The sequence below is a fragment of the Nocardia sp. NPDC051321 genome (genome assembly GCF_044455225.1).
Classification (GTDB): domain Bacteria; phylum Actinomycetota; class Actinomycetes; order Mycobacteriales; family Mycobacteriaceae; genus Nocardia.
The window spans coordinates 456,249-478,995 of record NZ_JBITEM010000004.1 but is presented as its reverse complement, the minus strand read 5'-3'; the positions used below and the strand labels follow the sequence as shown (position 1 = coordinate 478,995).

Here is a 22,747-nt window from a genome sequence, read left to right as displayed (position 1 = left end):
CAGCGCTATCGCGATTTCGCGGCGTCCACCACATCGGTGGGCAGCGGGAAGTTCAGGTAGGACTTCGACGGCGTCGGCCCGCGCTGCCCCTGGTACTTCGAGCCCGCGGTGGCGCTGCCGTACGGGTGCTCGGCCGGGCTGGTCAGCCGGAGCAGGCACAGCTGACCGATCTTCATGCCGGGCCACAGGGTGATCGGCAGATTGGCCACGTTCGAGAGCTCGAGGGTGATGTGGCCACTGAAGCCGGGATCGATGAAGCCCGCGGTCGAGTGCGTCAGCAGGCCGAGCCTGCCGAGGCTCGACTTGCCCTCCAGCCGACCCGCCAGATCGTCCGGCAACGTGCACACCTCGAGGGTGGAGCCGAGCACGAACTCGCCGGGGTGCAGCACGAACGGTTCGCCCGCGGCGGGCTCGACCAGGCTGGTCAGCTCGTCCTGGCGTTGCGCAGGATCGATGTGGGTGTAGCGGGAGTTGTCGAATACCCGGAACATCCCGTCCAATCGCACGTCGATACTCGACGGCTGGATCAGGCTCTCCAGGAGCGGCTCGACGCCGAGACGCCCAGCGGCGATCTCCGCACGGATGTCACGATCGGAAAGCAGCACGCCGAGCAGCGTAGCGCCTGCTCGTCCGTGCTCGGCAGCCGCACAGCGCCAGTGCCGGTCCCGGGCCGCTTTCGTCGCGCGGCGACCAAGCGAGGCCGATATTCTCGCATTCGTTCGGGCGCTGCGGCCCGCCACCGAAGGGATCTACGCATGACCGAGGCTTCGTTGTTCGACCTGACCGGGCACGTGTCCGTAGTCACCGGCGGAAATTCCGGCATCGGCCTCGGGTTCGCCCGCGGACTCGCCCGGGCCGGTGCCGACGTGTGCATCGTCGGACGCAACGCCGAACGCAATGCCGACGCCGCCGACATCCTGCGCGCCTACGGCGGTCGGGTGCTGGCGCTGTCCTGCGACGTCGCGGAGGAACAGCAGGTGATCGACACCATCGCCAAGACGGCCGACGAGCTCGGCCGCATCGATTCGTGCTTCGTCAACGCAGGTGTGCCCGCTGGCATTTCGACGTTCCTGGAGACCGAGCTGGCCGAGTTCCGCCGGGTCACCTCGATCAATCTCGACGCCGCGTTCGTCACGCTGCGCGAGGCCGCGAAGGTGATGGTGGCTCAGGGCGATGGCGGCAGCCTGGTCGGAACCGCCAGCCTCGCTGCCCGCCAAGGTGTTCCGCGCGGACAGTCCTATGCGGCCAGCAAGGCCGGGCTGATCGCGATCATGAACTCCATCGCGGTCGAACTCGGCAAGCACGGCATCCGCGCCAATTCCGTGCTGCCCGGATGGGTCGAAACACCCATGACCGACGGTGTTTTCGCGTGGGACCGGTTCCGCGACCGGGTGCAGCCGCGTATCCCAGCCAAGCGCTGGGGGCGGCCGACCGATTTCGAGTCGGTCGCGGTGTACCTGGCGAGCCCCGCCAGCTCCTATCACACCGGCGACACCCTGCTCATCGATGGCGGCTACAGCATGTTCTGATCGCTCCTCAGCCAATCCTCAGCGTCGGGATGGGATCGTGGGATGGTGACCACGAATCCCTTACCGGGCCGGAGCTGGAACCTGGTCCACGCACTCGCCGTGTCAGCCGCGATCTTGGCCGTTTTCGTCGTCGGATTGACGAGCAACGTGCTCGGGAAGAACGGGCTCACGGTAATCGACACTCCGGTCTCGGATTGGGCCATCGCGCACCGCAACGGCACGCTGACACCCCTCGCGAAAACAGTCAGCAACCTTGGCGGCACCCTCGCGATGACCATCCTGGCCACGCTGGCCGTCGTCGCCTTCGGCATGCGCGGCTACCGGCGGGAGGCCGCACTGATCGCCGCCACCGGCCTCGGCGCCTGGGTGCTGGTGGACGGTGGCAAAAACCTTATCGCCAGGCCACGCCCACCCATCCACGATCACCTCGTCGTCAAAACCAACTACGCCTATCCCTCCGGCCACAGTCTCGGCTCGATCGCCGTGATCGGCATCCTCGCCGTCCTGCTGATCCCCGGCATCCATCGCCCGATCGTCCGCTGGATCGCGGCCATCGCCGTCACCCTATTCGTTGCCGCAGTTGGCTTTTCCCGCATCTACCTCGGCGTCCACTGGCCCACCGATGTGCTCGGCGGCTGGTCGCTCGGCGCGCTCTTGGTGATCGTGTGTTTCGGGGCTTATCGGTACTTCGACCAACGACGAGACCTCGCTGTAGCGCGTGAATAACGTTCGCGTCGGCGGGATCTCGCAGCCCACCGGATGCCTGCGGCGGCTCGAACTGTCGAAAGCCGGGCTTGTCGAATAATGTCTTGGCCTCGAGGGGGTTTCGTAGATCGACGTGCCCCGGCTGGTCTGGTGAGGAGGCGTTCCCGTGGTGGACGGATTGGTCGAGCGTGGGTTCGAGGCGGTTCGCGACGCGTTCGCGCAGGCGCAGGCCGGTGACGAGGGCGCCGCACAGCTGTGCGTCTATCGGCATGGCCGGGTTGTCGTCGATCTGTGGGCCGGGCAGGACCCGGAATCCGGTATGGCGTGGGACGGGGAATCGCTGTCGGTGCTGATGTCGGTGTCGAAAGGGGTGACCGCGACCTGCGTGCACATGCTGGTCGAACGGGGACAACTCGAGCTGTCGGCGCCGGTCCGCGAGTACTGGCCGGAGTTCGCGGCGGGCGGCAAAGCCGACATCACCGTCGCCGAACTGCTCGCACACCGAGCGGGGCTGCCCGGCTTCGACCCGGCGGCAGGCATCGGGGCGCAGGAGCTGACGGACTGGTCGCTGTGCACGTCCACCCTCGCGTCGATGACTCCCCTGTGGCAGCCGGGAACCGCGTTCTACTACCACTCGATCACCTGGGGGTATCTGGCCGGCGAGCTGATCAGGCGAGTCACCGGTAAGAGCGTCGGCGACTTCCTCGCCGCCGAAATCGCCGGACCGCTCGGGTTGAGCCTGTGGATCGGGCTGCCGGAAAACGCGGAGCACCGCGTTGTTCCGCAGTTCAGCCGCAAGGAGCAGCCGACGGCCGCGCAGGTGGCGGCGGTGCTCGGCAACATGGGGATCGATGGCGAGGCACCGTTGATCAAGACGCTGCTCGCCACCGTGGAAACCCGTGAGGCCGGAATCGCGCTGCTCAACACCCGTGCGGGACACGCGGCCGAAGTACCGGCGGGCAATGCGATCGGCAATGCCCGCTCGCTGGCACGGATGTACGCCGCGACAATCGGCGAGGTCGACGGCATCCGCCTGCTGACCCCGGCCACTGTCGACCAGGCACGGCAACCGCAGACCGACCAACTGCGCGGCCCGGCACCCTTGGACATCCTCCCCGTGACCCACCGCTTCGCCAGCGGCTACGAGATCCCCGGCCCCGCCCACGCCATGCTCGGCGACGGATCGTTCGGCCACAACGGCACCGGCGGCCGAATCGGCTTCGCCCACCCCGAATCCGGCCTCGCCGTCGGCTACACCTGCACCAACATGATCTGGGACGATGTAGCAGGCCCCGACCCACGCTGGCTGCCCTGGCTCGCGGAGCTCGAGAAGGCACTCGACTAGGTCACCTCCTCAGGACCGCTTCATGGCGTGCGATGAAAGCACATCCCAGGTGAAACTGCCCGCATCCGGGTCCACGTCGACCGCCAGGAAGTGGAGGGTGTCGACGATCAGTGCGGCGGGGGTTCGGATGGCCGACAGCGATTGTTCGAGGGGAGCGGAATCGCGGTCGGCGGTGCCGTAGCCGAGCGATACGTGCGGCATCGGGGGCGGGGCAGGCAGCGCACGTTCCGCTCCGAAGATTTGCGTGGCCGCATCGCGGGTCGCGGTGCAGAGCTGTTTCCACTGCGCATCCTCGGGGGCGGCTACGCCGATGCCGTAGTCGTGCAGCCATGGGCCCTGCATCGGGATCTCGAACGCGGCGGTATCCGCGGCGACGGCCGCCAGCGCATCCGCATACCGATCGAGCGCATCGTCGTCGACTTCATTGCGCCACCACGGGATTCGAGTGACAGTCGCGTGCTGCCAGCGAGGTTCTACGGCGGCGCAACCCTCGAACGCGGCGGCGACATCCACTGCAGGCTGTACCGCCGCGATGAATTCAGGCTCGGGCAGCACATAGACATGCAGCGAACCGTGCAGCTGCGGCCAGTCGAGGTGTGGTGAATCGAAGAAGTTGCGCACCGGCCGATCCTATGGGCACAGACGACGCGACCGCATCAGTCGATCATCACGAGGGGCGGCCGATAGGCGGTTCGCCGGTGCGGGTGGCTGCCTCAGCGAGGACCGGCAGGTGGATTTGTCACGGCAGCGAACCCAACTCGCGCGCAATGCAATCCGCCGCAATATGGTCGCCGCGAGTGCGCAGTTGGGTAATCCGTTCCCGGACAGCATCGACGCCGTACGTCGCAACGATCTCGTTGATGCCGTGCCGCGACACCGAATAGGCAGCGCTACCCGCGATCTGCTCCCGCGACGCGTGCTGCCCTGGATGCTGGTACATGCCGAGACCTCCCATTACAGCCGAAAGCTTCATCTACACAACAGAATTGGCTTCCGGCGCGGGAGTCGCTCACCAGCCGGGTACTAACGACAGTTTAACACCCCGCAATCGCGGCGAACGCGCCGAAATACGATCCTTGCCGAACTAGGCTGCCCGGTCATGGACCTACCGAGACTGTGGGTTGGCATCGACCTGATCAGCACCCGGCTGCACAGCGAGATCGTTGTTCATTCGGCAGGCGGCCAGCGGGTGGCTCGACGGCTCCGCCGCGTCGCGGGCAAGCTCGGATACGACCACAGCGGGGAAGCCTTGTTTCGCGGTGTCGTCGCCGACGTCATGAACGGACCTCGGCTCGACCATGCACGCACCGAAGCCGGGATCGAATGCCGGACACACTGGATCACCGCCGCAGACGGCACCGCGGTCGCACTGCTCGTGTGGCTGGCGCCGCCTCCGGTGACACCGCGCCCGGTATACAACAGCTGGATTATGGACCTCCGCAGACTCGCCACCGCTCCCGACGGCGACGACTTGGAGCTCTACGGCGTCAAACGCACCGTGGGTGAGTACAAACCGATCACGGCGGTGTTCCGCACCCTGAACCCCGACGACGCACCCGCATGGACCGCCTTGATTCACAACGCCGGACACGAGCGTGAGGGCGTCACCCTCGACGCGGCGTGGTCGATCCGACCGGACAACAACTGGGTGCACTTCTGGTCGTCGACAACGAATCTCGGCGCACCGCGGCCAGGACGCGCCGTCTACGGGCTGACCGTGCAACTGCCCCATCGCGAGCTCGACACCCGGCTCGGCACCCTCGTCCGGTACACCGACGCCAGCCTGATCATGGTCGACGTGCGTACCCGCTGCGTGGTGGCCGGCTGCGGAGATCTCGCCGACGCGCTGCTCACCGACGAACCGCGCCTGGCGCGGGTACTCACCCAGATCGATCTGGACCGCCTTGTCGCGGCGCCCGCCTATGGTGTTGTCGAGCAGACGATTTCGATCGAAGGATCGCTGTTTCAGGCCGCGCTGTTCGCGATGCCCGCCGGTTCTCTTCGGCCCGGCTCGATGTTCGCGATCCTGCTCAGCCCAGCTTCGGACCGGGCACGGTGACCCGTCAGTGCGCTTCGGTAGTGTCCGCCTCCGGTGCGCGGCGCGGCCCGCGCGCGGTCCACACCGCGGCCGAGCCACGCGTGCCGACCTCCACCGACTCGAACGCGCGCTCGAGCGCGGCCACCAGGCCCGATAGGTCATCGGCTTCGTTGTGGAAGACGCCGGTACGCAGGAACCGGCGCATCGTGGCACGGCTCAGCGCCGTATGCGGGACACCGCCGGCCAGCACGGTCGCCCCGAAGAACACGCCGTCATCCGCCATGACATCGGCAATGTGACCGAAAGCCTCGCCTTTGCTGTCCAACCCGCCCGGCACGCAATGCATCAGCCAGGTCGCCGAGACCGACCTGAACCGGCGGCGGTCGGCCGGCAACGGCTGCAACACGCTGCCGACCCTGGCCACCGGGTCGATACCGCGGCGGCGCAACCGCCTGCTCGTCTCATCGAGCGAATGCGGATTCAAATCGACCAGGGTGACCGTTGGCTGGGTCGTCGGATAGGTGGTGTGACACAAATGCCACCCGGTGCCGGTGCCGATGTCCAGGTGATCGCTGGACATGTTGGCGTCGTACAGGGCCAGCGTATCGCGGAGGGGGCAGCGCCAAACGAAACGACAGTTGAACCAGACCCAAAGGTCATAGATGGCCAGGACTTTCGATGAGTACAGCGCCGCCCCGGCGCGCTCAGCCTGACTGATACCAGCCGTTGCATCCATTCCCGACTCCCTCGCCTACCAGGCAGGGCACTCCGAAAACGGATACCCGCCAAGGCATCTGCACCCCGATCGGGAATCACTCACCGACCCGCTATACGCCGATAATTCTACCGCTTCGGCCGTCATCCCGTCCGCGAGTGGATCTTCGGCGTCGATAGCGCCGCTTCCGAGATCGGCGCGGACGATCGCGCTATAGTATTGGCGGACAATCGATTTAGCCTCCTCGGGAGAGACGAGGTCAGCATCGTGTCAGCAGACAGCCGCGAGGGACAGGCGGTCAGCGCGAAAGCGCTCGCGCTCCATCACGTCTCGATCAACGTGCGCGACCTCGATCGAGCCCTGCGCTTCTATGTCGACCTGCTCGGCTTGACCCAGCGCACCGACCGCCCGCACGACCTCGGCATCGAGGGCGCCTGGCTGGATGTCGGCGACCGGCAGTTGCACCTCATCGTGCAACCCGACGTCCCGCCCGCCTTGGGCCAGCATTTCGCCCTTCTCGTCGACCAGCTCGACATCGCGGTGCCCGCGTTGCGATCGCAGGGACTGACCGTGTCCGATCCCGTCCAGATAGGTCAGGGCCGCCAGTCGTTCATGTCCGATCCCGACGGGAACGTCGTCGAGCTGCATCAAGCGTCTCGGACAAGAGCGTAACGACCGTCACCGCCCGCCGCCACGATTCCCCGTTCAAGCAGGTCAGAGGCATCTACCTGGACTTTTCCCACCCGCCTGCGGACTCTGCTAAAGTCTCGGAAGTACCTTTACCGGTCTGCCGATGTAGTTCAATGGTAGAACTTGTGCTTCCCAAGCACACAGCGCGGGTTCGATTCCCGTCATCGGCTCTCAGCAGCAAAAGCCCTGGCCAGCCACCCTGGTGCAGGGCTTTTTCTTTGCCATGCCTTGCGCGCAGTACCGGAGGGGGAGCCGGGATGGCTCGGTGGGGTGATGTGGGCTCGGGATAAGTGGACCGACGATCTGGGACATGTTGTTTGGTCGCGCTGTATTGATCGTGGGTCTGACTGCTGGGCTTGGGATCTCGCGGCGAGCTGCCGAGAGTACACCGGGTCGCTGATGGATCATCTCGATGCGGTGAGCGTCGCGCGGGATGTCGAGGCGGTGCGGGTGGCGCTCGGGGTGGACCAGATCAGTACCTACAGCAGGTCTTACGGGACGATGCCCGCGCAGGCGTACGCGGAGCTGTTCCCGAAACGCTTGCGCGCCATGCTGTTGGACAGCCCGCCGGCAGCCCGCTGCCGCCCGCCGCCCCGCGGCAACAGGGCAAACCGGCACCGATGCCGGAGATCATCGTCTGCTCCGACTGGCGTTTCGACATCGCGAGCCAGGATCAGTGGACGCAACTGTGGCGCGAACAGAACGACAACTCCGCGCCGCTGCGCGCCCACTTCGCCTGGGGCGCGGGCGCCATGTGCTCGGGCTGGCCGATCGCGCCGCCGAACCCGGCGCACCGCCCGCAGATCGTGGACGGGCCACCGGTGCTCATCATGAGCTCACTGCACGACCCGGCGACACCGCACGAGTGGGCGCTGGGCGTCGCGAAGAACACGCCACGCGCCACCCTGCTGACCTACCAGGGCTGGGGCCACGGCGTCTACGACCGCTCCCCCTGCACGACCACCGCCGCCGATCAGTACCTGATCAACCTCACCATCCCGCAAAGCAGCTGCCCCGCAGCCTGATTGGTTAGTCGACGACCAGCCGCCACAGCGAGGTGACTTCCGCGGACCGCGCGGCGTGCAGCGGGTCGGTGGCGTCCTGCGCGCGCGGGTGGCGCGGGGCGGTGTCGGCTTTATCGACGACGCGCAGCCCAGCCGACTCGATGAGGGCAAGCAGGTCGGCACGGGTGCGCAGGCCGAGGTGCTCGGCAAGGTCGGACAAGATGAGCCATGCCTCGCCACCGGGCTCGAGGTGGTCGGCGAGACCGGCGAGGAAGCCACGGAGCATGGCACTGTCCTGGTCGTACACGCCGTGCTCGATCGCGGAGGTCGGGCGAGCAGGCAGCCACGGCGGGTTGCAGACGATGAGGTCGGCGCGACCCTCCGGAAAGAGGGTGGGCCCGACGATATCGACAGACGAGGTGAGGTCGAGCCGCTCGATGTTCTCGCGGGCGCAGGCCAGGGCGCGCGGGCTGTCGTCGGTGCCGACGAGGTGGCCGACACCGCGACGGGCCAGCACCGCGGCCAGCACTCCGGTGCCGGTGCCGAGGTCGAAGGCGGTGCGGTGCGCGGTCGGCAACGGCGTGCGCGCGACCAGGTCGACGTATTCGCCGCGAATCGGGGAAAAAACGCCGTAGTGCGGGTAGATGCTGGCGTCCAGCGACGGTATCCGCACGCCCTTCTCCCGCCACTGGGCCGCGCCGAGCACGCCGAGCAGCTCGGTCAAGGCGATCAGCATGGGCCCGCGCGACGGCCCGTACACATCGTCACAGGCCTTGCGCACATCGGGCGCGCGGCGCAGCGCGAGCGCGTGATCGTCCTCGAGCTGAACGAGCAACTTGCCGAGCACCCGCGCGCGATGGTTGCGCGCCCTGCGCTGCAACCGGAACGACTCGGCCGGACTATCGCCTGGTCCAGGGGTTTTCCGGTCGACGCGGCGGCTCATCGCCTGAAGCAGCTGGCGGGCATTGTGGTAGTCGCCGCGCCACAGCAGCGCGGTGCCCTCGCAGGCCAGGCGGTACGCGGTCTCGGCGGTCATCCGGTCGTCGGCCACCACGATCCGGGTCGGCGCGGGTGTCGCGCTTTCGGAATGCCAGGGCGCGGACCGGACGGTATCGGCTTCGGTCCAGGTCATCGTGGACATCGGTCACCGAGAACCATGCCCACTGTCATGACCGACCCTTCCGAATAGACGCATCGCAGTTTCCCACACGGGCCGCAGAACGCCACGACCAGGGCTGATCGGGTCACGCGAGCTCGCTGGCCTGCGCGCGATCGGTCAACTGGCGATCGTGCTGCGCTCCTCGTGCAATCGACGGAATCGACTGCCATGGAAGACAAGTGGATCGACGTCGGTGCGCGTGGCGATGCGGTGGATCCGCAGAATGACCACCGCGTGGTCACCCGCGGGCACGTGCGCCTCCGGCACGCCCTCGATCCAGGCGGAAGCGCCGTCGATGAAGACCGCCTCACCGGTGCCACGGTGCAGTGTTTGCCCGCGGAACCGGTCGCCGTTGCGCGCGCCGAGCGTGCGGGCGGCTTCTTGCTGATCGGTGCCGAGCAGGCTCAGGCCGAGATGGCCTGCGGCGGCGAGCTTGGGCCAGGTCGAGGAGGAATTCTGCACGCAGAACGACACCAACGGCGGGTCCAGCGAAACCGGCACGAAGGTGCTCACCGCGAGACCGTGTGGGGTGCCGTCGATTTCGGCGCACACCGCGACCACACCGCTGGGAAAATTGGCGAAGGCACTGCGCAGCCCGCCGCCGTCCGCGGGAAACTCGAAGAGCTCATGCATGATTGGTCACCGCCGCGGTATCGGCCAGCGCCCGCACGACGGAGCGCCAGCGGACGCTGTATCTACCGATTGCGCCGTCGTCGTGGAAAGTCCGGTCCGACAGGTACAAACCGGGCAGCGCCGTGGTGGCACCGAGCTCGACGAGCACCGGCTTGAGCAACAGATCGGGTGCCAGCGCGTGCCCGGGACCCGCACCGAGCATCACCGGAACACCGAGGACGCCCGCGAGACCTGTCCCGCCGTCGAACTGTTCGAGAAACAGCTTCAGCAGCCCGGTATAGGTGGCCTTGAAGGTCGGGCTGGCGAAAACGACGAGCTCGGACTCGGATACGGTGCGCACCGCCGCGGCCACCGCCGGATCACCCCAGCCAAGCAGGGCGGCACCGAAATCGACCAGGTCGAGCACGGTGGGCTCCACCTCGGGCCGCAGCCCCTTCGCGACCAGCGTGGCCGCCGTCAAAGTGCGGGAGGCGGGCTTCGGATTGCCTACTACGACCGTCACTGTCACTTTTGTATCCTTTTCGATCACATGCTGTTTCGACCGGACGACCGGTCAGATCACCCCGTGCAGTGGTGGCGCGGTACCGTGCAACAGCGCACGGCCGAGGTGCTGGTACTTCCATCGGATCGGATCGTGCAGGGTATGCGTGCGCGCGTTGCGCCAGAAGTGATGAAGATTGAGATCGGCTGCGGCACTGCGTGTTCCACCCACCTCGAACAGCGCACTCGACACCTCGTTGGCCGCGCGATCGGCAAGCACCTTCGCAGTGGCTACCGCCAGCGATGCCCGACCGGCGGCATTGTCTTGTTCGCTATCAACTGTGCCACGCGAGGCGAATCCGGCAAGCCCCCCGTCGGGGGGTTCCGAAGTACCCTGCCGTCGTGCTCCGGTGGCCGCGTCGACGGCGACACCCGCAGCGGTGAGGGTCGCCTCGGCCGCGGTGACCGTGACGGACAGTTCGCCGAAACGCTGAATCAGCAGCGGGTCGTCGATGGCGTTCGAGACGCCGGACTCGAACCACGGGCGGCTGGTGGTGCGCACGAATTCCGTCGCGGCGGCCAGTGCGCCACGAGCGATCCCGGCATCGATGGCCACGTGCAGCAGCTGCGCGAACGCGCCGTAGCCGGTGGGTGCCTGCACCGCGGCGGAACGACGGATCAGCTGGTCCCGCTCGACCAGCACGTCCTCGAAGGTGACGGTGCCGCTGCCGGTGGTGCGCTGGCCGACGCCGTTCCAGTCATCGATGATCCGCACACCCGAGGTATCGACGGGCAGGTAAGCGATGTACTCCCCCGGCTCGAGACCGGTGTGCCCCGCTGGATCGTCGAGCCTGGTCAGCACGGCCAGTAGATTCGCGAACAGCGAACCGGTGCAATAGAACTTGCGCCCGTCGATGCGGAATCGCTGCCCGTTGGGCCGCAGGGTGGTGGAGATGTCGGCGATGGTGGCGCCGCCGCGCTCGGACTGGGCGTTGGCGATCCGGGCGCCGTCGAGCACCTGCGCGAAGTAGCGCTGCCGCTGGCCCGCGGTGCCTGCCAGCCGCACCAGATTCACGTACACGAAGTGGCTGTGCGGAATCTGCGCGATATTCGGATCGGCGGCCGCGAGGATCCGCACCACCTCGGCCACGGCGCTCGGCGGCAGGTCGGCACCGCCGTACTCGGCGGGCACGGTGATGGCGAGCAGCCCGCTGGCCGCGAGCCGCTCCACCTCCTGATGCGGCAGTATCCGGCCGCGATCCCGCGCGGCCGCCCCCTGGGCGAAATCCGCCGCGAGCTGTTCGGCGACCGAAAAGGCTTGCGCGGCCGACGTTATCCGGTCGGCCGCGGCCGTGGCGGCGAGAGCGCCGGACACCGTCATCAGCCGACCGCCGCGACCGGCCGCCGCGCGGCTTCCAGTTCCCGAACCAGCGGAAGCACTTTCGCGCCGAAGTACTCGATCTCCTCCTGAAAGTGCAGGAAACCACCCAGGATCAGGTCCACACCGAGGTCGCGGTAGGCGACGATGCGCTCGGCAACCTGCTCCGGCGTGCCGATCAGTTGGGTGCGGAAGCCGTCGTTGTACTGCACCAGATCCTCGAACGACGAGTCGGCCCACATGCCCCTGCGGTCCTTGGTGGACGCACCGGCCTGCTGCACCGCGTCCCGGAATCCTTCCACCGCAGGCTTGTTCGCCTTCTCGATGATCTCGCGCAGGGTATCGCGCGCCTCCTTCTCGGTGTCGCGGGCGATGATGAAGCCGTTAAGGCCGAACTTCACCTCGCGGCTGTTGGCCCTGGCGATCTCGCGCAGGTCGTCGAGTTGTTCGGTGACGCCGTCGAAGTCCTTGCCGTTGGAGAAGTACCAGTCGGCGTAGCGGCCACCATTTCGACGCGCCGCGGTCGAGTTACCGCCTTGGAACAGTTCGGGATTCGGGCGCTCGGGAGTGTTCAGCGGCTTCGGCTTGAGCGTGAAGTCACGGATCCGGTAGAAGTCTCCGCCGTAGTTCACCTCGTCCTCGGTCCAGATCTTGCGGATCACCTCGAGGAATTCGGCACTGCGCCGGTACCTTTCGTCGTGCTCCAGCCACGGCTCGCCCAACGCGGTGAATTCGCCGGCGAACCAACCGGATACGACGTTGATGGCGAAGCGGCCGTTCGAGAGGTGATCGGCGGTTGCGCCGAACTTCGCCAGTACCGCCGGGTGCCAGAGGCCGGGGTGAATGGCCGCGATCACCTTCAGCCGTTCGGTCGCGCCGAGCAGCGCGAGGCTGAACGAGGTCGACTCGTGCTGGAACTCGGCGCCGTAGGACGCGGTGTAGCGCACCTGCGACAACGCGTATTCGAAGCCGTTGTTCTCCGCGGTCTGCGCGAGTTTCTTGTTGTATTCGAAATCCCAGCCGGTGCGCTGTTCGATCTCGCTGGTGACCAATCCCCCGCTGACATTGGGCACCCAGTAGGCGAATTTGATCTCATCGGCGATCTGCTCCGTGGTCATAGCTGTGCTCCATGGGGTCGGGGGTAGCCGTCGATCTCCTCCACTCCAGCACCGCGATCCGAGCGGCACGAGGGTTTGAATCTGTGCGATCGGATCGCGGTGCGGGCGGTGTTCGGGTTCTCAGGCGTTGGTGAGGGTGTTCGCGAAGGTGGATCGATCGAACCTTCCGGCGGGTGCGAAGCGGCCGAGCAGCGCCTCCGCGTCCTCGCCGGTGACACGGGCAATGAAGGCATTGGCCGCTGCCACCGAATCGACAGCGAGGAACGGCTGCGGGTGGTGCAGCAGACCGACGAGGGCGGCGGCGAACTTCGGGTCGACGCTCGCCGCGGCGAAGAGCGTGTTGCCGATGTCGGCCAGCTCCGGATCGCCGAGGAACAGCCGGGTGACCTTGTTGGCGGCATCGCCGCGCACCGCGAGGAAGCCCGCGTACTGCTCGGTGAACCAGGCCTCGTCGAACACGCCATCGTGCACCGCGGCGGCCGCGACGAGCCGCTGGGCCTGGATGAGCCCGCTCTGCGCGCCCTGGCCCGCGATCGGGTCGTAGGCGGCGGAGGTGTCACCGAGCGAGGCCACCACGTGCCCGCCCGCGGTGTGCCCGACGGCGGACCGGACCACCGGCCGCACCGCGCCCTTCAACCAGGAATGCGGGTCATCGGCGATCACCTCGGTGGCCAGCACCTCGGGCAGATCCCAATCGATGAAGTCCCGGTACAGATCCTGCACGATCCGGTGCGCGGACTCGGCGGAATCCGCTGCGGCGAAAAGGGTTTCCCATTCACTTCCCGGACGAGCCCAGCCGAGGAAGGCCCAGCTCGGGCCCGCGTCCTTGTGCAGGTACGGGCCCCACCATGCCTCACCCTGCTCGGCAAGGATGGAGAAGCCGCTGTGCCCGCCGCCCGCCGGGCTGCGGTGCGCGAAAACGTCCTTGTCGTAACCGATTCCGGTCACCGTGACGGTGAGCAGCGAGCGCTGCGGTGCGTCGTAGGGGGTACGCGCCTGGTCGATCGCGAACAGATCGGACAGTCCGCCGCGGCCGGTGGCGACCAGCGTGAGGGCGTTGGCCGCGGCGATGGTGTCTAGGGTTTCCGGGGTCACCTGCTCGACGACGAAGCGGCCGCCGCGTTCCTGGAAGGCCGTCAGTCGTTCGTCGGCCTTCAAACGGGTGTCGACGGCGACGCCGACATAACCGTCGAAATGACCGTCGAATTGGATCAATTCGGCGCGATCCGGTCCGGCGATCCGGACACTGAGTCCGGTGTGCCGCGGTGCCCGCGCGGTGTAGGTGTCCAGGCCGAGCGCGGACTCGGCCTGCTGGGTGATGCCGAATTCGAGCGCGGTGCCGGTGGCGGGAACGTCGTCGCGCAGCGCACGTTGATCGCGGTCGCTGTAGAGGGTGACGTCGAATCCGGCGTCGAGTAAGCCGAGTGCCGCAGTGACGCCGGTTTGGCCGGCACCGATTACCGCGGCCGAACGGGTGGAACGGGGAACGGAATTCTGCGTTGTCATGCTCGGATCATCCGGGGTGTGACCCGGCCCTCGTGAGTGTTGCGATCAGCGAGAATCAATGAGCAGACGGGAGTTTTCGCTGGCGTACCATTCGGGCCATGTCGTTCACCGTTGCCGAGCTGACCGGAGACCGGGCCGAGCAGTACCAGCAGCTCGCCGCGCAGGCGGCGGCGCTGGTGGCCGGCGAGCCGGACCGGGTCGCCAACGCCGCCAATCTCGCGTCGCTGGTATTCCACGCGCTGCCGGAACTGAATTGGGTCGGGTTCTATTTCCACGACGGAAACGAGCTCGTCGTCGGCCCCTTCCAGGGCAAGCCCGCGTGCGTCCGCATCCCCATCGGGAAAGGTGTGTGCGGCACCGCGGCACAGACCGGGGAAACTCAGCTGGTGCCCGATGTGCACGCGTTTCCCGGTCATATCGCGTGCGACGCCGAGACACGCTCCGAGGTCGTTATTCCGTTGGTGCACAATGGCGCACTCGTCGGAGTATTCGATCTCGACAGCCCGAAACCGGACCGATTCGATGAAATCGACAAGGACGGGCTGGAATCCATCGCCAAGGCTTTCCTCGATTCGCTCCCGGCTTAGCCCGCCGTTCCGGCGAACACGGAGTGCTCGCCGGAACGACCGGTCTACGGCGCGGGGACGGCGGCTCCTGGACGCGAGACCTCGTCGGGTAACGCGGTGGATCCGGGTGCGCCCACCCGATAGCGCGCACCGCGATGCTCGTCGGGCAGCCGATCGCCCGCCTCGAACAGGGCGTTGCGTAGCGTGCCATGGACGTAGTCGGTGGCGTAGGCGCCGCGTTCGGTAAGGGCCGGAACAACGTGCTGGACAACGTCTTCGAACGAACCCGGGGTGATCGCGTAGGCCAGGTTGAAGCCGTCGAGATCGGTATCGGCGACCCATTCCTGCAGCCGGTCCGCGACCGTGGCACCGGATCCCACGAACACCGGGCCCATGCCGCCGATGCCTGCCCAGCGGCCGATATCGCGCACCGTCCACTCGCGGCCGTCGTCGTCGAACTCCTGGAAGGCGGCGACGGCGGACTGGATGGCGTTGCTCTGCACCTGCCCGATCGGATCGTCCAGGTCATAACCGGACAGGTCGATGCCCATCCAGCCGGACATGAAGACGAGGCCGCCCTCGATGCTGGCGTAGGACAGGTACTCCTCATGTTTGCGCTGCGCCGCTTCGTCGGTGGCGTCGGTGATGATGGTCGCCAGCGCGTAGATCCGGGCCGAGTACGGATCGCGGCCCGCGTCCCGCAGCGCCGCGCGGATGCGGGAAACGGTCTGGGCAAGTAGCCGTTTCGACGGCGCGGCGATGAAGATGGCCTCGGCGTTCTCCGCAGCGAAGCGAACGCCGCGAGTCGAGGCGCCCGCCTGATAGATGACCGGCGTGCGCTGCGGTGACGGCTCCGAGAGGTGGATGCCTGGCACCGTGAAGTGCTTACCCTGGTGGCCGATGTGGTGCACCTTCGCCGGGTCGACGTAGACGCCCGACGCGGCGTCACGGACCACGGCGTCGTCCTCCCACGAGCCTTCCCACAGCTTGTACAGGACCTCGAGGTATTCGTCGGCCTGGTTGTAGCGCTCGTCGTGGTCGAGCTGGTCGTCGGCGCCGAAATTCCTTGCTGCCGAAGGTAAGTAGCCGGTTACCACGTTCCAGCCGATGCGGCCGTTGGTCACGTGGTCGAGGGTGGAGAGCCTGCGCGCGAACGGAAAGGGATGCTCGAACCCGGTGCCGGTGGTGATGCCGAACCCGAGGTGCTCGGTGACCGCGGCCATCGCCGAGACCAGCAGCAGCGGATCGGCGACCGGGATCTGCGCGCCCTGCCGCAGTGCGGCTACATCGGTACCGCCGTAGACGTCGTAGGTGCCGAGCACGTCGGCGATGAAGATGCCGTCGAATCGCCCCTGCTCCAATAGTTTTGCCAGGTCGGTCCAGTAGCTCAGTTCCTTGTACCGGTGCGACTGATCGTCCGGATGCCGCCACAATCCCGGCGATTGGTGGGCGACGCAGTTCATGTCGAAGGCGTTGAAGCGAATTCGCCGGGTCACTGCGCCACCTCCGTCGCGGGCTTGCGTTCGCCCGCGCTCCAGGCGAACGGCAGATCGGCACCGTTGAGCAGGTGATCGCCGATCGCCCTCGCCTTTTGGATGGCCGGGTTGTGTACCGAGATGGTGCGTGCGTTGCGCCAGTGCCGGTCCAGCCGCTGGCGTTCCGAAACCACCGACGCGCCACCGACTTCGAAGAGCAGCGTGGTGGCGGGCAGTACCAGATCGATCACCGCGAGCTGCGCCTGTGCGGCGGCGAGTTCGGCTGCCACCAAAGACTTTTCGTCCTTGGCGCCACCGGCGAGTACCTCATCGAGGACATCGGCGACGGCGAGCACGGCGGACCTGGCGGCGAACGCGGCCGCCGACAGGCGCCCGATCACCTGCTGCACCAGCGGATCCTGCCGCGGCACACCCGCGGTGGAATGCGAGTAGCTGCGCGTGCGTCCCGCCACCCACTCCCGTGCGTCCAGCTCGGCGCGCTGTGCGATACCGGCGAGCACGGCGAGCTGAACCAATTGCAGATACGAGGTCGCGTAGGTCGGGCCGGGTGCGCCGTAGCCGGGGCCGAGGATTCGCTCGTCGGACACTACGACGTCGGTGAATTCCGTGGTGCCGCTTGCGGTCAGCCGCTGCCCGAAGCCGTCCCAGTCGTCGTGCTGGCGCACGCCTTCGGCATTCGCGTCGACCAGCACGCCAACGCGCTCACCGTCGCGGTCGGCCGCGACGAGGATGTAGTCGGCGTACAGGGAGCCGGTGCTGTAGTACTTCACGCCGTTGAGCAGCCAGCGGTCGCCGTTCTGGGCCAGCCGCGTCCGGTAGCGGTCGACCGCACCCACCCCGGGTTCGGTGATCGCATTGCCGACCAGCGTGCTCGTCGCCGTCCGCAGCCACTGCTCGCGACTCGGCCCCGGCTCGGCAAGCAGCTGGTCCTCGACGAACGAGAAGTGCACGCGCAGCGCCTGCGGCAGGTTCGACTCGGCCGCCGCCAGCTCGATCAGCAGCCGGAACAGCTGCCGCACCGAGACGCCGTACCCGCCGAACTCGACCGGCACCCGCAGCGCACCGAACTTCGCCTCGCGCAGCCATCCCACCTCCTCGAACGGCAGGCGACGATCGACTTCCCGCGCCACCGCCCCCTGCGCGATGCGCTCGAAGATCGGTCCGAAGACCGCATCCAGTTCGGAGTCTGTGGCGGATTTGGCCTCGAGGGATGTCATCACCCCACGATGGCGCAGCGCCGTGCTCGGCTCACGGGTTGCGCGCACCGCGATCGAAATGGTGGCCGATCGGCCTCGCCGTCGCCCGATGCGTTAGTGCGGGGCCGTGATGCATTCGGTGGCGATGCGGGCGCTCGCGGTGCGGGCCTTCTCCGCGTCGTCCTTGCTCATGCCGAGGGTTTCCTGGTCGGCGGCCTTGGAGTCGTACTCGTTGCTGACCATCACGCGCAGGCCGTCCTGCGAGATGCCCTGGTCGACAAAGAGTTTCGCGGCGCAGTCGGCGAGTTGCTGGCTCTTGAGGCCCTTGTCCTGCAGGGACTTGGCGAGGTCCGCCTGCGTCACGGTCGGCGCTGCCGCCGCTTTGTCGTTGCCGCATGCCGCGAGCACCGGCAGCGCGATGAGCGCCGCGGCGATCAGGGAGATCCGCACCTGAATCCCTATCTGTCGAATGGACACCGTCGAATGGACGCTGTGGGACGTCGGCCACGATGGTACCGATCAGGTCGGAAACCTTCGCGCGGTGCATGTTTTCACAAATCCATCGCGGCGCGCAGCGCGGTATCCAAACGTTCCAGCGTCTCGGTCTCCATTTCATCGACGCGTTCCGCGAGCCACCCACGGAAGATGCGCCCGATATTCCCGGCGTGCACCCAGCCGTAACTTTCCACCGGCACAGCGAGGATGTCCTGGGGATCGTCCTCGACCACCTCGGCGGCGATCAACCACGGCCTCGGCGACTCGTTGATGCCGTCACTGCTGATGAGCACGACTGTGCGGCGTCGCGGCGAACCATGCGGGTTGTAAATCCACAGTTCACCCCGCCGCACGCATCGCCTCCTCGGCGGCGGCCATCTCGGCCGCATCCGCGGCGGCCTGAGCCGTCACGTCCGACGCCGGACCACAGCCCGTGCGCACGGCTTCACGCCGAGCGGCCTTCGATATCCATGCCGACGGCGACATGCCCGCGCGGGCCGCGGCCTGCTCGGCGAAGGACCAGGCGGCCTCGTCCAGCGAAAGGGTGACCTTACGCGTTGCCATACCAATTACCTTACCCCTGTTCCGCCTCGCCGAGTCATCTGGCCAGATTCAGGTGCCGCTGCAGCAGCGTTGGCGGCCGCCGGTACTGCGGTGTGCGCGTTGGCCCGTCCCCGATGAGTTACCCATGTGCTTGCGAAATCAGTCGGCGCGTCAGCACAAAGATCCATGCGATGGCACAACTGATGGCTGGTGACTGCTGTTACTGTGGGCGCACCGCAGGAGAAGAGTTGGGATGGCTGGCAATGACTACGTTGAACCATCATCGGGTCGGTGCGGGCGAGCCGCTGGTTCTGGTGCACGGCATCGGTAGTCGGTGGCAGGTGTGGGAGCCGATCATCGACACCCTCGCCGAGTCTTATGACGTCATCGCTGTCGACCTGCCCGGCTTCGGCGATTCGGCAGCACTGGCCACCACAACCGTCGACACACTCGCCGATGCGCTCGCCGAATTCCTTGCCGCGCAAGGGATCGACCGGCCACACCTGGCGGGCAACTCGATGGGTGGGTTGATCACGCTGAATCTCGGTGCAAGGGGATTGGCTCGCTCGGTCACGGCTTTCTCGCCGATCGCGTTCTGGGACAAAGCAGGTCGCGTCTGGTGCCAGCAGTCGCTCGGCAAGTCGCGGCTGCTGGCGCGCCAACTGAAGCCGGCGCTGCCGACGATCCTCGGCACGGCCGCCGGCCGAACGGTGTTCCTGAGCCTGGTCTTCGGTAAGGCATGGGCCGTCAGCACGCAGGTGGCGGTGGATACCGCGAACGGTGCCGCCGACGCACCTGGATTCGAGCCCGCTCTCGCCTCGTTCGACAACGCGAAGTTACCCGAAATCGGCGGCCTGGCAGACATTCCCGTCACCATCGCCTGGGGCAACCGGGACATCCTGCTGACCTACCGCACGCAGAGCCGCCGCGCCCGGGCGGAACTACCGAACGCCGAACACCGCACCCTGCACGGCAGCGGGCACACGCCGTTCTACGACGACCCGGCCGCGTGCGCGCAGGCGGTGCTGGACACCGTCGGCAGAAACAGCAAGTAGGTCACCGCTGCTGACGCGGCTCGGTCAGCGTGTCCGGATGCGCCGTGCCAAGCAGGATGCGTACCGCATTACGCCAGCGGTGCTGGATGATTCGGTTCCGATCCACCTCGCCGGTCAACAGCACGCGCAAGGCGAGACCGGTCATGATCTCGATGGTGAACTCGGTGATCGTCGGCACCCGGGGGTCATCCGGGAACTCCGCGCGGAAGACGTCCCGAATGCTGGTGTGCATCAACTCGAACAGCCGATGCTCCAGCGGCAGGAACGCGGCGAGCAGTTCCGGATCGGTGCGCGCACCCACCCACATTTCCAGCGCGGCCCAGAACGACGGGCCGCTGAGCATCCGCATGGTCAATTCGACGGCGGCCTCCAGCCGATCCGCCGCGGCCGGTAGCTCGGCGAATTCCCTTGTCAGCTGGTCGAATCGGCGGGCGGCCAGATGCTCGACCGCACCGGCGAGCAGATCGGCCTTGGTCGGAAAGTGATGCTGCAGCGTGCCGCGCGGTACCCCGGCCCGCTTCTGCACCTCGAGCGTGGTTGTCCCCGCGTAGCCGACCTCGATCAGGCTCTCCACCGCCGCGTCGAGGAGCCGCGTGCGCATGCGCGCTCGGCGCTGCGCCTGCGTCTCCCTGACCCGTTCCCCGGCGGAAGTCAGCGTCCCCGCCATTGTGGTTCACGCTTCTGCGCGAAGGCGAGCGCACCCTCGGCAGCGTCCTTGGAAAATAGCGCGGGCAAAGCGATCTCGCCTTGTTTGGCGAACGCCTCGGTCACCGTCCAGTCCGGCGACTCGTCGATGATCCGCTTGCTCGCGGCGACCGCGAGCGGCGCGGCGGCGGCGATCGCGGCGGCCAATTCCAGAGCCACCTCCAGTGCGGCGCCGGGCTCGGTGATCCGATTGACCAGGCCCAGTTGGAAGAGCCGTTCGGCGCCGATCCGTCCGCCGGTGAGCGCGAGCTCGGCGGCGATGCTGCGCGGCAGGCGCTGGGTCAGGCGCAGCACGCCGCCGCCCGCGGCAACCAGGCCGCGCGTCACTTCCGGGATACCGAACTGGACGTTGTTCGCGGCGACGATGAGGTCGCCGGACAACGCCAACTCGAAGCCGCCGGCCAGCGCGAAACCCTCGACCGCCGAAATCATCGGCTTCACCGGAGGTTTCGCGGCGATGCCGAGCGGCCCGCGCCGCTGCGTCATCGGCATCTCACCCTTCGACGCGGCGACGAGATCCATGCCCGCACTGAAGGTTCCGCCCGCACCGGTGAGCACGAGCACCCTGGCGGTGTCGTCGGCCTCGAACTCGTCGACGGCGGTCTCGATGGCCTGCGCGGTCGCGAGGTTGATGGCGTTGCGGGCCTCGGGGCGATTGACGGTCAGCACCGTAATGGCGTCGCGCCGTTCGATCAAGATCAGATCGGTCATTCGACGGTCCTCTCGGAGAGCAGGGTGAGCTTGTCTGCGGCGGTGATGTCGGCGGCGGCGCCGAGCGGGTCGCCGTCATCGAACGCCGCGACCGTCTCGGCGTCGGACGCCCGGATCAGTATGCGGGCACCGGTCGGCGTCAGCGCGCTGACCACGACGGCTTCGGGCTCGTCGACGTGATCGGGCGCCGGGCCTTTGCGATAGGCAACGGTGTACGACTCGACCGTGGCCGGTCCGGTGTAGCCGGGCGCGGCGTCGCGACGGGCGACGGGCACCGCCGCCTCGATCGAATGAAACAGCCGCGCAGGCGGTTCGGCCGAATAGACGCCGACGCCATGCTTGGTGATGTACCAGCCGAGCGCGGTCGCGAGACCGTAAGCACCGGGGTCCGCGCGCAACAAACCGACCAGGGTCGCGATCGAATGGGTGCTGTAGTTATTGCCGGGACCGCCACCGAAGGTGAGGCCGCCGGTAACCGACAACGGCCGGGCCGGATCGTCGATCGGCAACCCGAGCGCCGCGGCCGCCACCTGCACCGCGACCGGGAAACAGGAGTACAGGTCGATGTGGGCCACCTCGTCGATGCCGATACCGGCGGCGCCGAGGGCAGCCCGTCCGGCGGCCGCGATGGCGGGCGATGCGGCCAGGTCCGCGCGTTCGGAGACGAACCACTCGTCGGTCGCGGTGGCACCACCGTGCGGGAACACCCACCGGTCGCGCGGCACCCCGGCCGCGGTGGCGGCGGCCGCGCTGCACACGATGAGCCCGGCACCTTGATTCACCGAGAGATTCGCGATGAGCAGCTTGGGATACGGCGTAGACACCAGCCGATTCGCCGGTGTCGGCATGGTCAGATCGGCGGCAGTGTGCGCTGTGGGCTGCCACGCGTATGGATTGCCCGCCGCCACGGCCGACAGCCGCGACCACAGTCCGCCGATCCGCGCGCGGTGCTCGTCCTCGCTCAGCCCGAGCCGACCGCGCAGCGCGGTCTCCATCAGCGCGTAGAAGTACACCGGACCCCACAGCCCGGCCGCGGTTTCCATGTCGGAGTTGGGCGCGCGGTCCGAGCCGATGAGTTCGGTCGGGCGCACATCGTCGGGCTGCTCGGGCCAATGCAGTGTGGCACCGGTGCGGGTGGCGGTGTTCCACGCGGCCACCGCCTCGGCGCCGGTGATCAACGCGATGTCGGATTGCCCATCGGCGATCGCCTGGGCGACGGTGTTGAGCAGGCGTTGTGGTGCGTCGCCGCCGAAACGCACGGACTGCATCGTGCGCTTGGGGGACGCGCCGAGCTCGGCCGCGACCAGTGCCCCGAGATCCGGGTAGGGCCTGCTCACCGGTGCCGCGGCCGCGATCAGGTCGGCGGCGCGCAGCAGCCGATCGCCGGTGCCGCTGTCGGCGCCCGCGCGGCGCAGGGATTCGGCGGCGAGTTCGACCGGGCCCGGCAGTCCCGACTCGCCGCTGCGGTGCACGATCTGCCCGGCACCGACCAGCACCGGCGTCCGTGGATCCATTCCCGCTGGCAGCATTGTTCCTCCGATGATCTTGCGGGGCGTCCACGCGCGCTAGGGCCGAGTCGACGCGAATACCGTCAGCATTGACGGTAACTCGGGTTCGATTAGAACAGAGACCGTCCGACCGGGCAATGGTCAGCTGCCGTTGAACTGACTCACGGGTAAG

At 67.5% G+C, this 22,747-nt stretch carries 26 protein-coding genes, 1 tRNA gene and 1 pseudogene; 10 read left to right on the top strand and 18 right to left on the bottom strand.

Translation table 11 applies throughout. The features are described 5' to 3' along the window. Positions 1-5: 5 nt before the first annotated feature. Positions 6-605, bottom strand: a complete 600-nt coding sequence (dcd, locus tag ACIA8C_RS11920; RefSeq protein ID WP_397133603.1) for a dCTP deaminase — start codon at positions 603-605, stop codon at positions 6-8. A 150-nt stretch (positions 606-755) separates the two neighbouring features. Here dcd and ACIA8C_RS11915 point away from each other — a divergent pair, with 150 nt between their 5' ends. The 3 genes from ACIA8C_RS11915 (at position 756) to ACIA8C_RS11905 (ending at position 3,579) form a co-directional block, all read left to right on the top strand. Continuing rightward, entirely contained in the window at positions 756-1,529 is a 774-nt protein-coding gene (locus ACIA8C_RS11915) for an SDR family NAD(P)-dependent oxidoreductase (protein ID WP_397133601.1), read from the top strand. Positions 1,530-1,574: 45 nt separating this feature from the next. Then, positions 1,575-2,255: a phosphatase PAP2 family protein gene (locus tag ACIA8C_RS11910; RefSeq protein WP_397133599.1), complete on the top strand. Its 681-nt coding sequence runs from the start codon at positions 1,575-1,577 to the stop codon at positions 2,253-2,255. A 145-nt stretch (positions 2,256-2,400) separates the two neighbouring features. Next, entirely contained in the window at positions 2,401-3,579 is a 1,179-nt protein-coding gene (locus ACIA8C_RS11905) for a serine hydrolase domain-containing protein (RefSeq protein WP_397133597.1), read from the top strand. 9 nt (positions 3,580-3,588) lie between these two features. Here ACIA8C_RS11905 and ACIA8C_RS11900 read toward each other — a convergent pair whose 3' ends face one another. After that, the gene (locus ACIA8C_RS11900; RefSeq protein WP_397133595.1) at positions 3,589-4,200 is read right to left on the bottom strand and encodes a 2'-5' RNA ligase family protein; all 612 of its coding nucleotides are present in this window, start codon (positions 4,198-4,200) and stop codon (positions 3,589-3,591) included. Positions 4,201-4,318: 118 nt separating this feature from the next. Continuing rightward, positions 4,319-4,552 carry a hypothetical protein gene (locus ACIA8C_RS11895; RefSeq protein ID WP_397133593.1) on the bottom strand — a complete coding sequence of 78 codons (234 nt, stop codon included), beginning with the start codon at positions 4,550-4,552 and terminating at the stop codon, positions 4,319-4,321. Positions 4,553-4,678: 126 nt separating this feature from the next. On the opposite strand from ACIA8C_RS11895, the gene ACIA8C_RS11890 reads away from it, so the two are divergent. Further along, positions 4,679-5,638 carry a hypothetical protein gene (locus ACIA8C_RS11890; protein ID WP_397133591.1) on the top strand — a complete coding sequence of 320 codons (960 nt, stop codon included), beginning with the start codon at positions 4,679-4,681 and terminating at the stop codon, positions 5,636-5,638. Between the two features lie 4 nt (positions 5,639-5,642). Here ACIA8C_RS11890 and ACIA8C_RS11885 read toward each other — a convergent pair whose 3' ends face one another. Next, positions 5,643-6,353, bottom strand: coding sequence for a class I SAM-dependent methyltransferase (locus ACIA8C_RS11885; RefSeq protein ID WP_397133589.1), 711 nt, complete (start codon positions 6,351-6,353; stop codon positions 5,643-5,645). Between the two features lie 246 nt (positions 6,354-6,599). Here ACIA8C_RS11885 and ACIA8C_RS11880 point away from each other — a divergent pair, with 246 nt between their 5' ends. The 4 genes and pseudogenes from ACIA8C_RS11880 (at position 6,600) to ACIA8C_RS11865 (ending at position 8,047) form a co-directional block, all read left to right on the top strand. Next, complete coding sequence (locus ACIA8C_RS11880; RefSeq protein ID WP_397133587.1) at positions 6,600-7,004, top strand: VOC family protein; 405 nt, start codon at positions 6,600-6,602, stop codon at positions 7,002-7,004. A 117-nt stretch (positions 7,005-7,121) separates the two neighbouring features. Beyond that, positions 7,122-7,192: transfer RNA gene (locus ACIA8C_RS11875), tRNA-Gly, on the top strand. Between the two features lie 103 nt (positions 7,193-7,295). After that, a pseudogene (locus ACIA8C_RS11870) lies at positions 7,296-7,625 on the top strand (alpha/beta fold hydrolase); the annotation flags it as partial. 17 nt (positions 7,626-7,642) lie between these two features. Next, the gene (locus ACIA8C_RS11865) at positions 7,643-8,047 is read left to right on the top strand and encodes an alpha/beta hydrolase (RefSeq protein WP_397133584.1); all 405 of its coding nucleotides are present in this window, start codon (positions 7,643-7,645) and stop codon (positions 8,045-8,047) included. Positions 8,048-8,051: 4 nt separating this feature from the next. Here ACIA8C_RS11865 and ACIA8C_RS11860 read toward each other — a convergent pair whose 3' ends face one another. From ACIA8C_RS11860 to ACIA8C_RS11835, 6 genes are all read right to left on the bottom strand, one after another. Then, a complete protein-coding gene (locus tag ACIA8C_RS11860; RefSeq protein ID WP_397133582.1) occupies positions 8,052-9,167 on the bottom strand; it encodes a methyltransferase in 1,116 nt (371 codons plus the stop codon). A gap of 135 nt (positions 9,168-9,302) precedes the next feature. Further along, on the bottom strand, positions 9,303-9,818 hold the full coding sequence (locus tag ACIA8C_RS11855) for a flavin reductase family protein (protein WP_397133579.1): 516 nt from the start codon (positions 9,816-9,818) through the stop codon (positions 9,303-9,305). After that, positions 9,811-10,320 (bottom strand): NADPH-dependent FMN reductase, encoded by a 510-nt coding sequence (locus ACIA8C_RS11850; RefSeq protein ID WP_397133837.1) that lies wholly within the window; start codon positions 10,318-10,320, stop codon positions 9,811-9,813. The genes ACIA8C_RS11855 and ACIA8C_RS11850 overlap by 8 nt, the downstream gene beginning before the upstream one ends. Before the next feature lie 51 nt (positions 10,321-10,371). Then, positions 10,372-11,679, bottom strand: coding sequence for an acyl-CoA dehydrogenase family protein (locus ACIA8C_RS11845; RefSeq protein WP_397133577.1), 1,308 nt, complete (start codon positions 11,677-11,679; stop codon positions 10,372-10,374). Beyond that, the gene (sfnG, locus tag ACIA8C_RS11840) at positions 11,679-12,794 is read right to left on the bottom strand and encodes a dimethylsulfone monooxygenase SfnG (RefSeq protein WP_397133575.1); all 1,116 of its coding nucleotides are present in this window, start codon (positions 12,792-12,794) and stop codon (positions 11,679-11,681) included. The genes ACIA8C_RS11845 and sfnG overlap by 1 nt, the downstream gene beginning before the upstream one ends. 120 nt (positions 12,795-12,914) lie before the next feature. After that, positions 12,915-14,300 carry a styrene monooxygenase/indole monooxygenase family protein gene (locus tag ACIA8C_RS11835; RefSeq protein ID WP_397133573.1) on the bottom strand — a complete coding sequence of 462 codons (1,386 nt, stop codon included), beginning with the start codon at positions 14,298-14,300 and terminating at the stop codon, positions 12,915-12,917. A gap of 98 nt (positions 14,301-14,398) precedes the next feature. Here ACIA8C_RS11835 and ACIA8C_RS11830 point away from each other — a divergent pair, with 98 nt between their 5' ends. Continuing rightward, positions 14,399-14,887: a GAF domain-containing protein gene (locus tag ACIA8C_RS11830; RefSeq protein ID WP_397133571.1), complete on the top strand. Its 489-nt coding sequence runs from the start codon at positions 14,399-14,401 to the stop codon at positions 14,885-14,887. 44 nt (positions 14,888-14,931) lie between these two features. On the opposite strand, the gene ACIA8C_RS11825 is transcribed toward ACIA8C_RS11830, so the two are convergent. The 5 genes from ACIA8C_RS11825 to ACIA8C_RS11805 form a co-directional block, all read right to left on the bottom strand. Continuing rightward, positions 14,932-16,362 (bottom strand): LLM class flavin-dependent oxidoreductase, encoded by a 1,431-nt coding sequence (locus ACIA8C_RS11825; RefSeq protein ID WP_397133568.1) that lies wholly within the window; start codon positions 16,360-16,362, stop codon positions 14,932-14,934. Next, the gene (locus ACIA8C_RS11820) at positions 16,359-17,579 is read right to left on the bottom strand and encodes an acyl-CoA dehydrogenase family protein (RefSeq protein ID WP_397133566.1); all 1,221 of its coding nucleotides are present in this window, start codon (positions 17,577-17,579) and stop codon (positions 16,359-16,361) included. The genes ACIA8C_RS11825 and ACIA8C_RS11820 overlap by 4 nt, the downstream gene beginning before the upstream one ends. A 93-nt stretch (positions 17,580-17,672) precedes the next feature. Next, positions 17,673-18,008, bottom strand: a complete 336-nt coding sequence (locus ACIA8C_RS11815; RefSeq protein ID WP_396998344.1) for a hypothetical protein — start codon at positions 18,006-18,008, stop codon at positions 17,673-17,675. A 101-nt stretch (positions 18,009-18,109) separates the two neighbouring features. Continuing rightward, positions 18,110-18,406 carry a hypothetical protein gene (locus tag ACIA8C_RS11810; RefSeq protein ID WP_397133564.1) on the bottom strand — a complete coding sequence of 99 codons (297 nt, stop codon included), beginning with the start codon at positions 18,404-18,406 and terminating at the stop codon, positions 18,110-18,112. Beyond that, complete coding sequence (locus tag ACIA8C_RS11805; RefSeq protein WP_397133562.1) at positions 18,393-18,617, bottom strand: hypothetical protein; 225 nt, start codon at positions 18,615-18,617, stop codon at positions 18,393-18,395. Before ACIA8C_RS11805 ends, ACIA8C_RS11810 begins: the two co-directional genes overlap by 14 nt. Positions 18,618-18,859: 242 nt before the next feature. Between ACIA8C_RS11805 and ACIA8C_RS11800 the strand changes: the two genes are divergently transcribed. Further along, the gene (locus ACIA8C_RS11800) at positions 18,860-19,651 is read left to right on the top strand and encodes an alpha/beta fold hydrolase (protein WP_397133559.1); all 792 of its coding nucleotides are present in this window, start codon (positions 18,860-18,862) and stop codon (positions 19,649-19,651) included. Between the two features lies 1 nt (position 19,652). On the opposite strand, the gene ACIA8C_RS11795 is transcribed toward ACIA8C_RS11800, so the two are convergent. From ACIA8C_RS11795 to ACIA8C_RS11785, 3 genes are read right to left on the bottom strand one after another with little or no spacing between them, the layout of a single operon-like run. Continuing rightward, positions 19,653-20,252, bottom strand: a complete 600-nt coding sequence (locus ACIA8C_RS11795) for a TetR/AcrR family transcriptional regulator (RefSeq protein ID WP_397133557.1) — start codon at positions 20,250-20,252, stop codon at positions 19,653-19,655. 50 nt (positions 20,253-20,302) lie between these two features. Further along, positions 20,303-21,067 (bottom strand): crotonase/enoyl-CoA hydratase family protein, encoded by a 765-nt coding sequence (locus ACIA8C_RS11790; protein ID WP_397133555.1) that lies wholly within the window; start codon positions 21,065-21,067, stop codon positions 20,303-20,305. Further along, entirely contained in the window at positions 21,064-22,596 is a 1,533-nt protein-coding gene (locus tag ACIA8C_RS11785; protein WP_397133553.1) for an acetyl-CoA acetyltransferase, read from the bottom strand. The genes ACIA8C_RS11790 and ACIA8C_RS11785 overlap by 4 nt, the downstream gene beginning before the upstream one ends. Positions 22,597-22,747: the final 151 nt, after the last annotated feature.

Bases quoted from the DNA above. Each gene is read 5' to 3' on its own strand.
- ACIA8C_RS11915 (WP_397133601.1), top strand. From the start codon at position 756: ATGACCGAGGCTTCGTTGTTCGACCTGACCGGGCACGTGTCCGTAGTC.
- ACIA8C_RS11820 (WP_397133566.1), bottom strand. From the start codon at position 17,579: ATGACATCCCTCGAGGCCAAATCCGCCACAGACTCCGAACTGGATGCG.
- ACIA8C_RS11785 (WP_397133553.1), bottom strand. From the start codon at position 22,596: ATGCTGCCAGCGGGAATGGATCCACGGACGCCGGTGCTGGTCGGTGCC.
- ACIA8C_RS11860 (WP_397133582.1), bottom strand. From the start codon at position 9,167: ATGTCCACGATGACCTGGACCGAAGCCGATACCGTCCGGTCCGCGCCC.
- ACIA8C_RS11795 (WP_397133557.1), bottom strand. From the start codon at position 20,252: ATGCGCACGCGGCTCCTCGACGCGGCGGTGGAGAGCCTGATCGAGGTC.
- ACIA8C_RS11790 (WP_397133555.1), bottom strand. From the start codon at position 21,067: ATGACCGATCTGATCTTGATCGAACGGCGCGACGCCATTACGGTGCTG.
- ACIA8C_RS11890 (WP_397133591.1), top strand. From the start codon at position 4,679: ATGGACCTACCGAGACTGTGGGTTGGCATCGACCTGATCAGCACCCGG.
- sfnG (WP_397133575.1), bottom strand. From the start codon at position 12,794: ATGACCACGGAGCAGATCGCCGATGAGATCAAATTCGCCTACTGGGTG.
- ACIA8C_RS11885 (WP_397133589.1), bottom strand. From the start codon at position 6,353: ATGGATGCAACGGCTGGTATCAGTCAGGCTGAGCGCGCCGGGGCGGCG.
- ACIA8C_RS11845 (WP_397133577.1), bottom strand. From the start codon at position 11,679: ATGACGGTGTCCGGCGCTCTCGCCGCCACGGCCGCGGCCGACCGGATA.
- ACIA8C_RS11830 (WP_397133571.1), top strand. From the start codon at position 14,399: ATGTCGTTCACCGTTGCCGAGCTGACCGGAGACCGGGCCGAGCAGTAC.
- ACIA8C_RS11865 (WP_397133584.1), top strand. From the start codon at position 7,643: ATGCCGGAGATCATCGTCTGCTCCGACTGGCGTTTCGACATCGCGAGC.
- ACIA8C_RS11805 (WP_397133562.1), bottom strand. From the start codon at position 18,617: ATGGCAACGCGTAAGGTCACCCTTTCGCTGGACGAGGCCGCCTGGTCC.
- ACIA8C_RS11800 (WP_397133559.1), top strand. From the start codon at position 18,860: ATGACTACGTTGAACCATCATCGGGTCGGTGCGGGCGAGCCGCTGGTT.
- ACIA8C_RS11835 (WP_397133573.1), bottom strand. From the start codon at position 14,300: ATGACAACGCAGAATTCCGTTCCCCGTTCCACCCGTTCGGCCGCGGTA.
- ACIA8C_RS11855 (WP_397133579.1), bottom strand. From the start codon at position 9,818: ATGCATGAGCTCTTCGAGTTTCCCGCGGACGGCGGCGGGCTGCGCAGT.
- ACIA8C_RS11895 (WP_397133593.1), bottom strand. From the start codon at position 4,552: ATGAAGCTTTCGGCTGTAATGGGAGGTCTCGGCATGTACCAGCATCCA.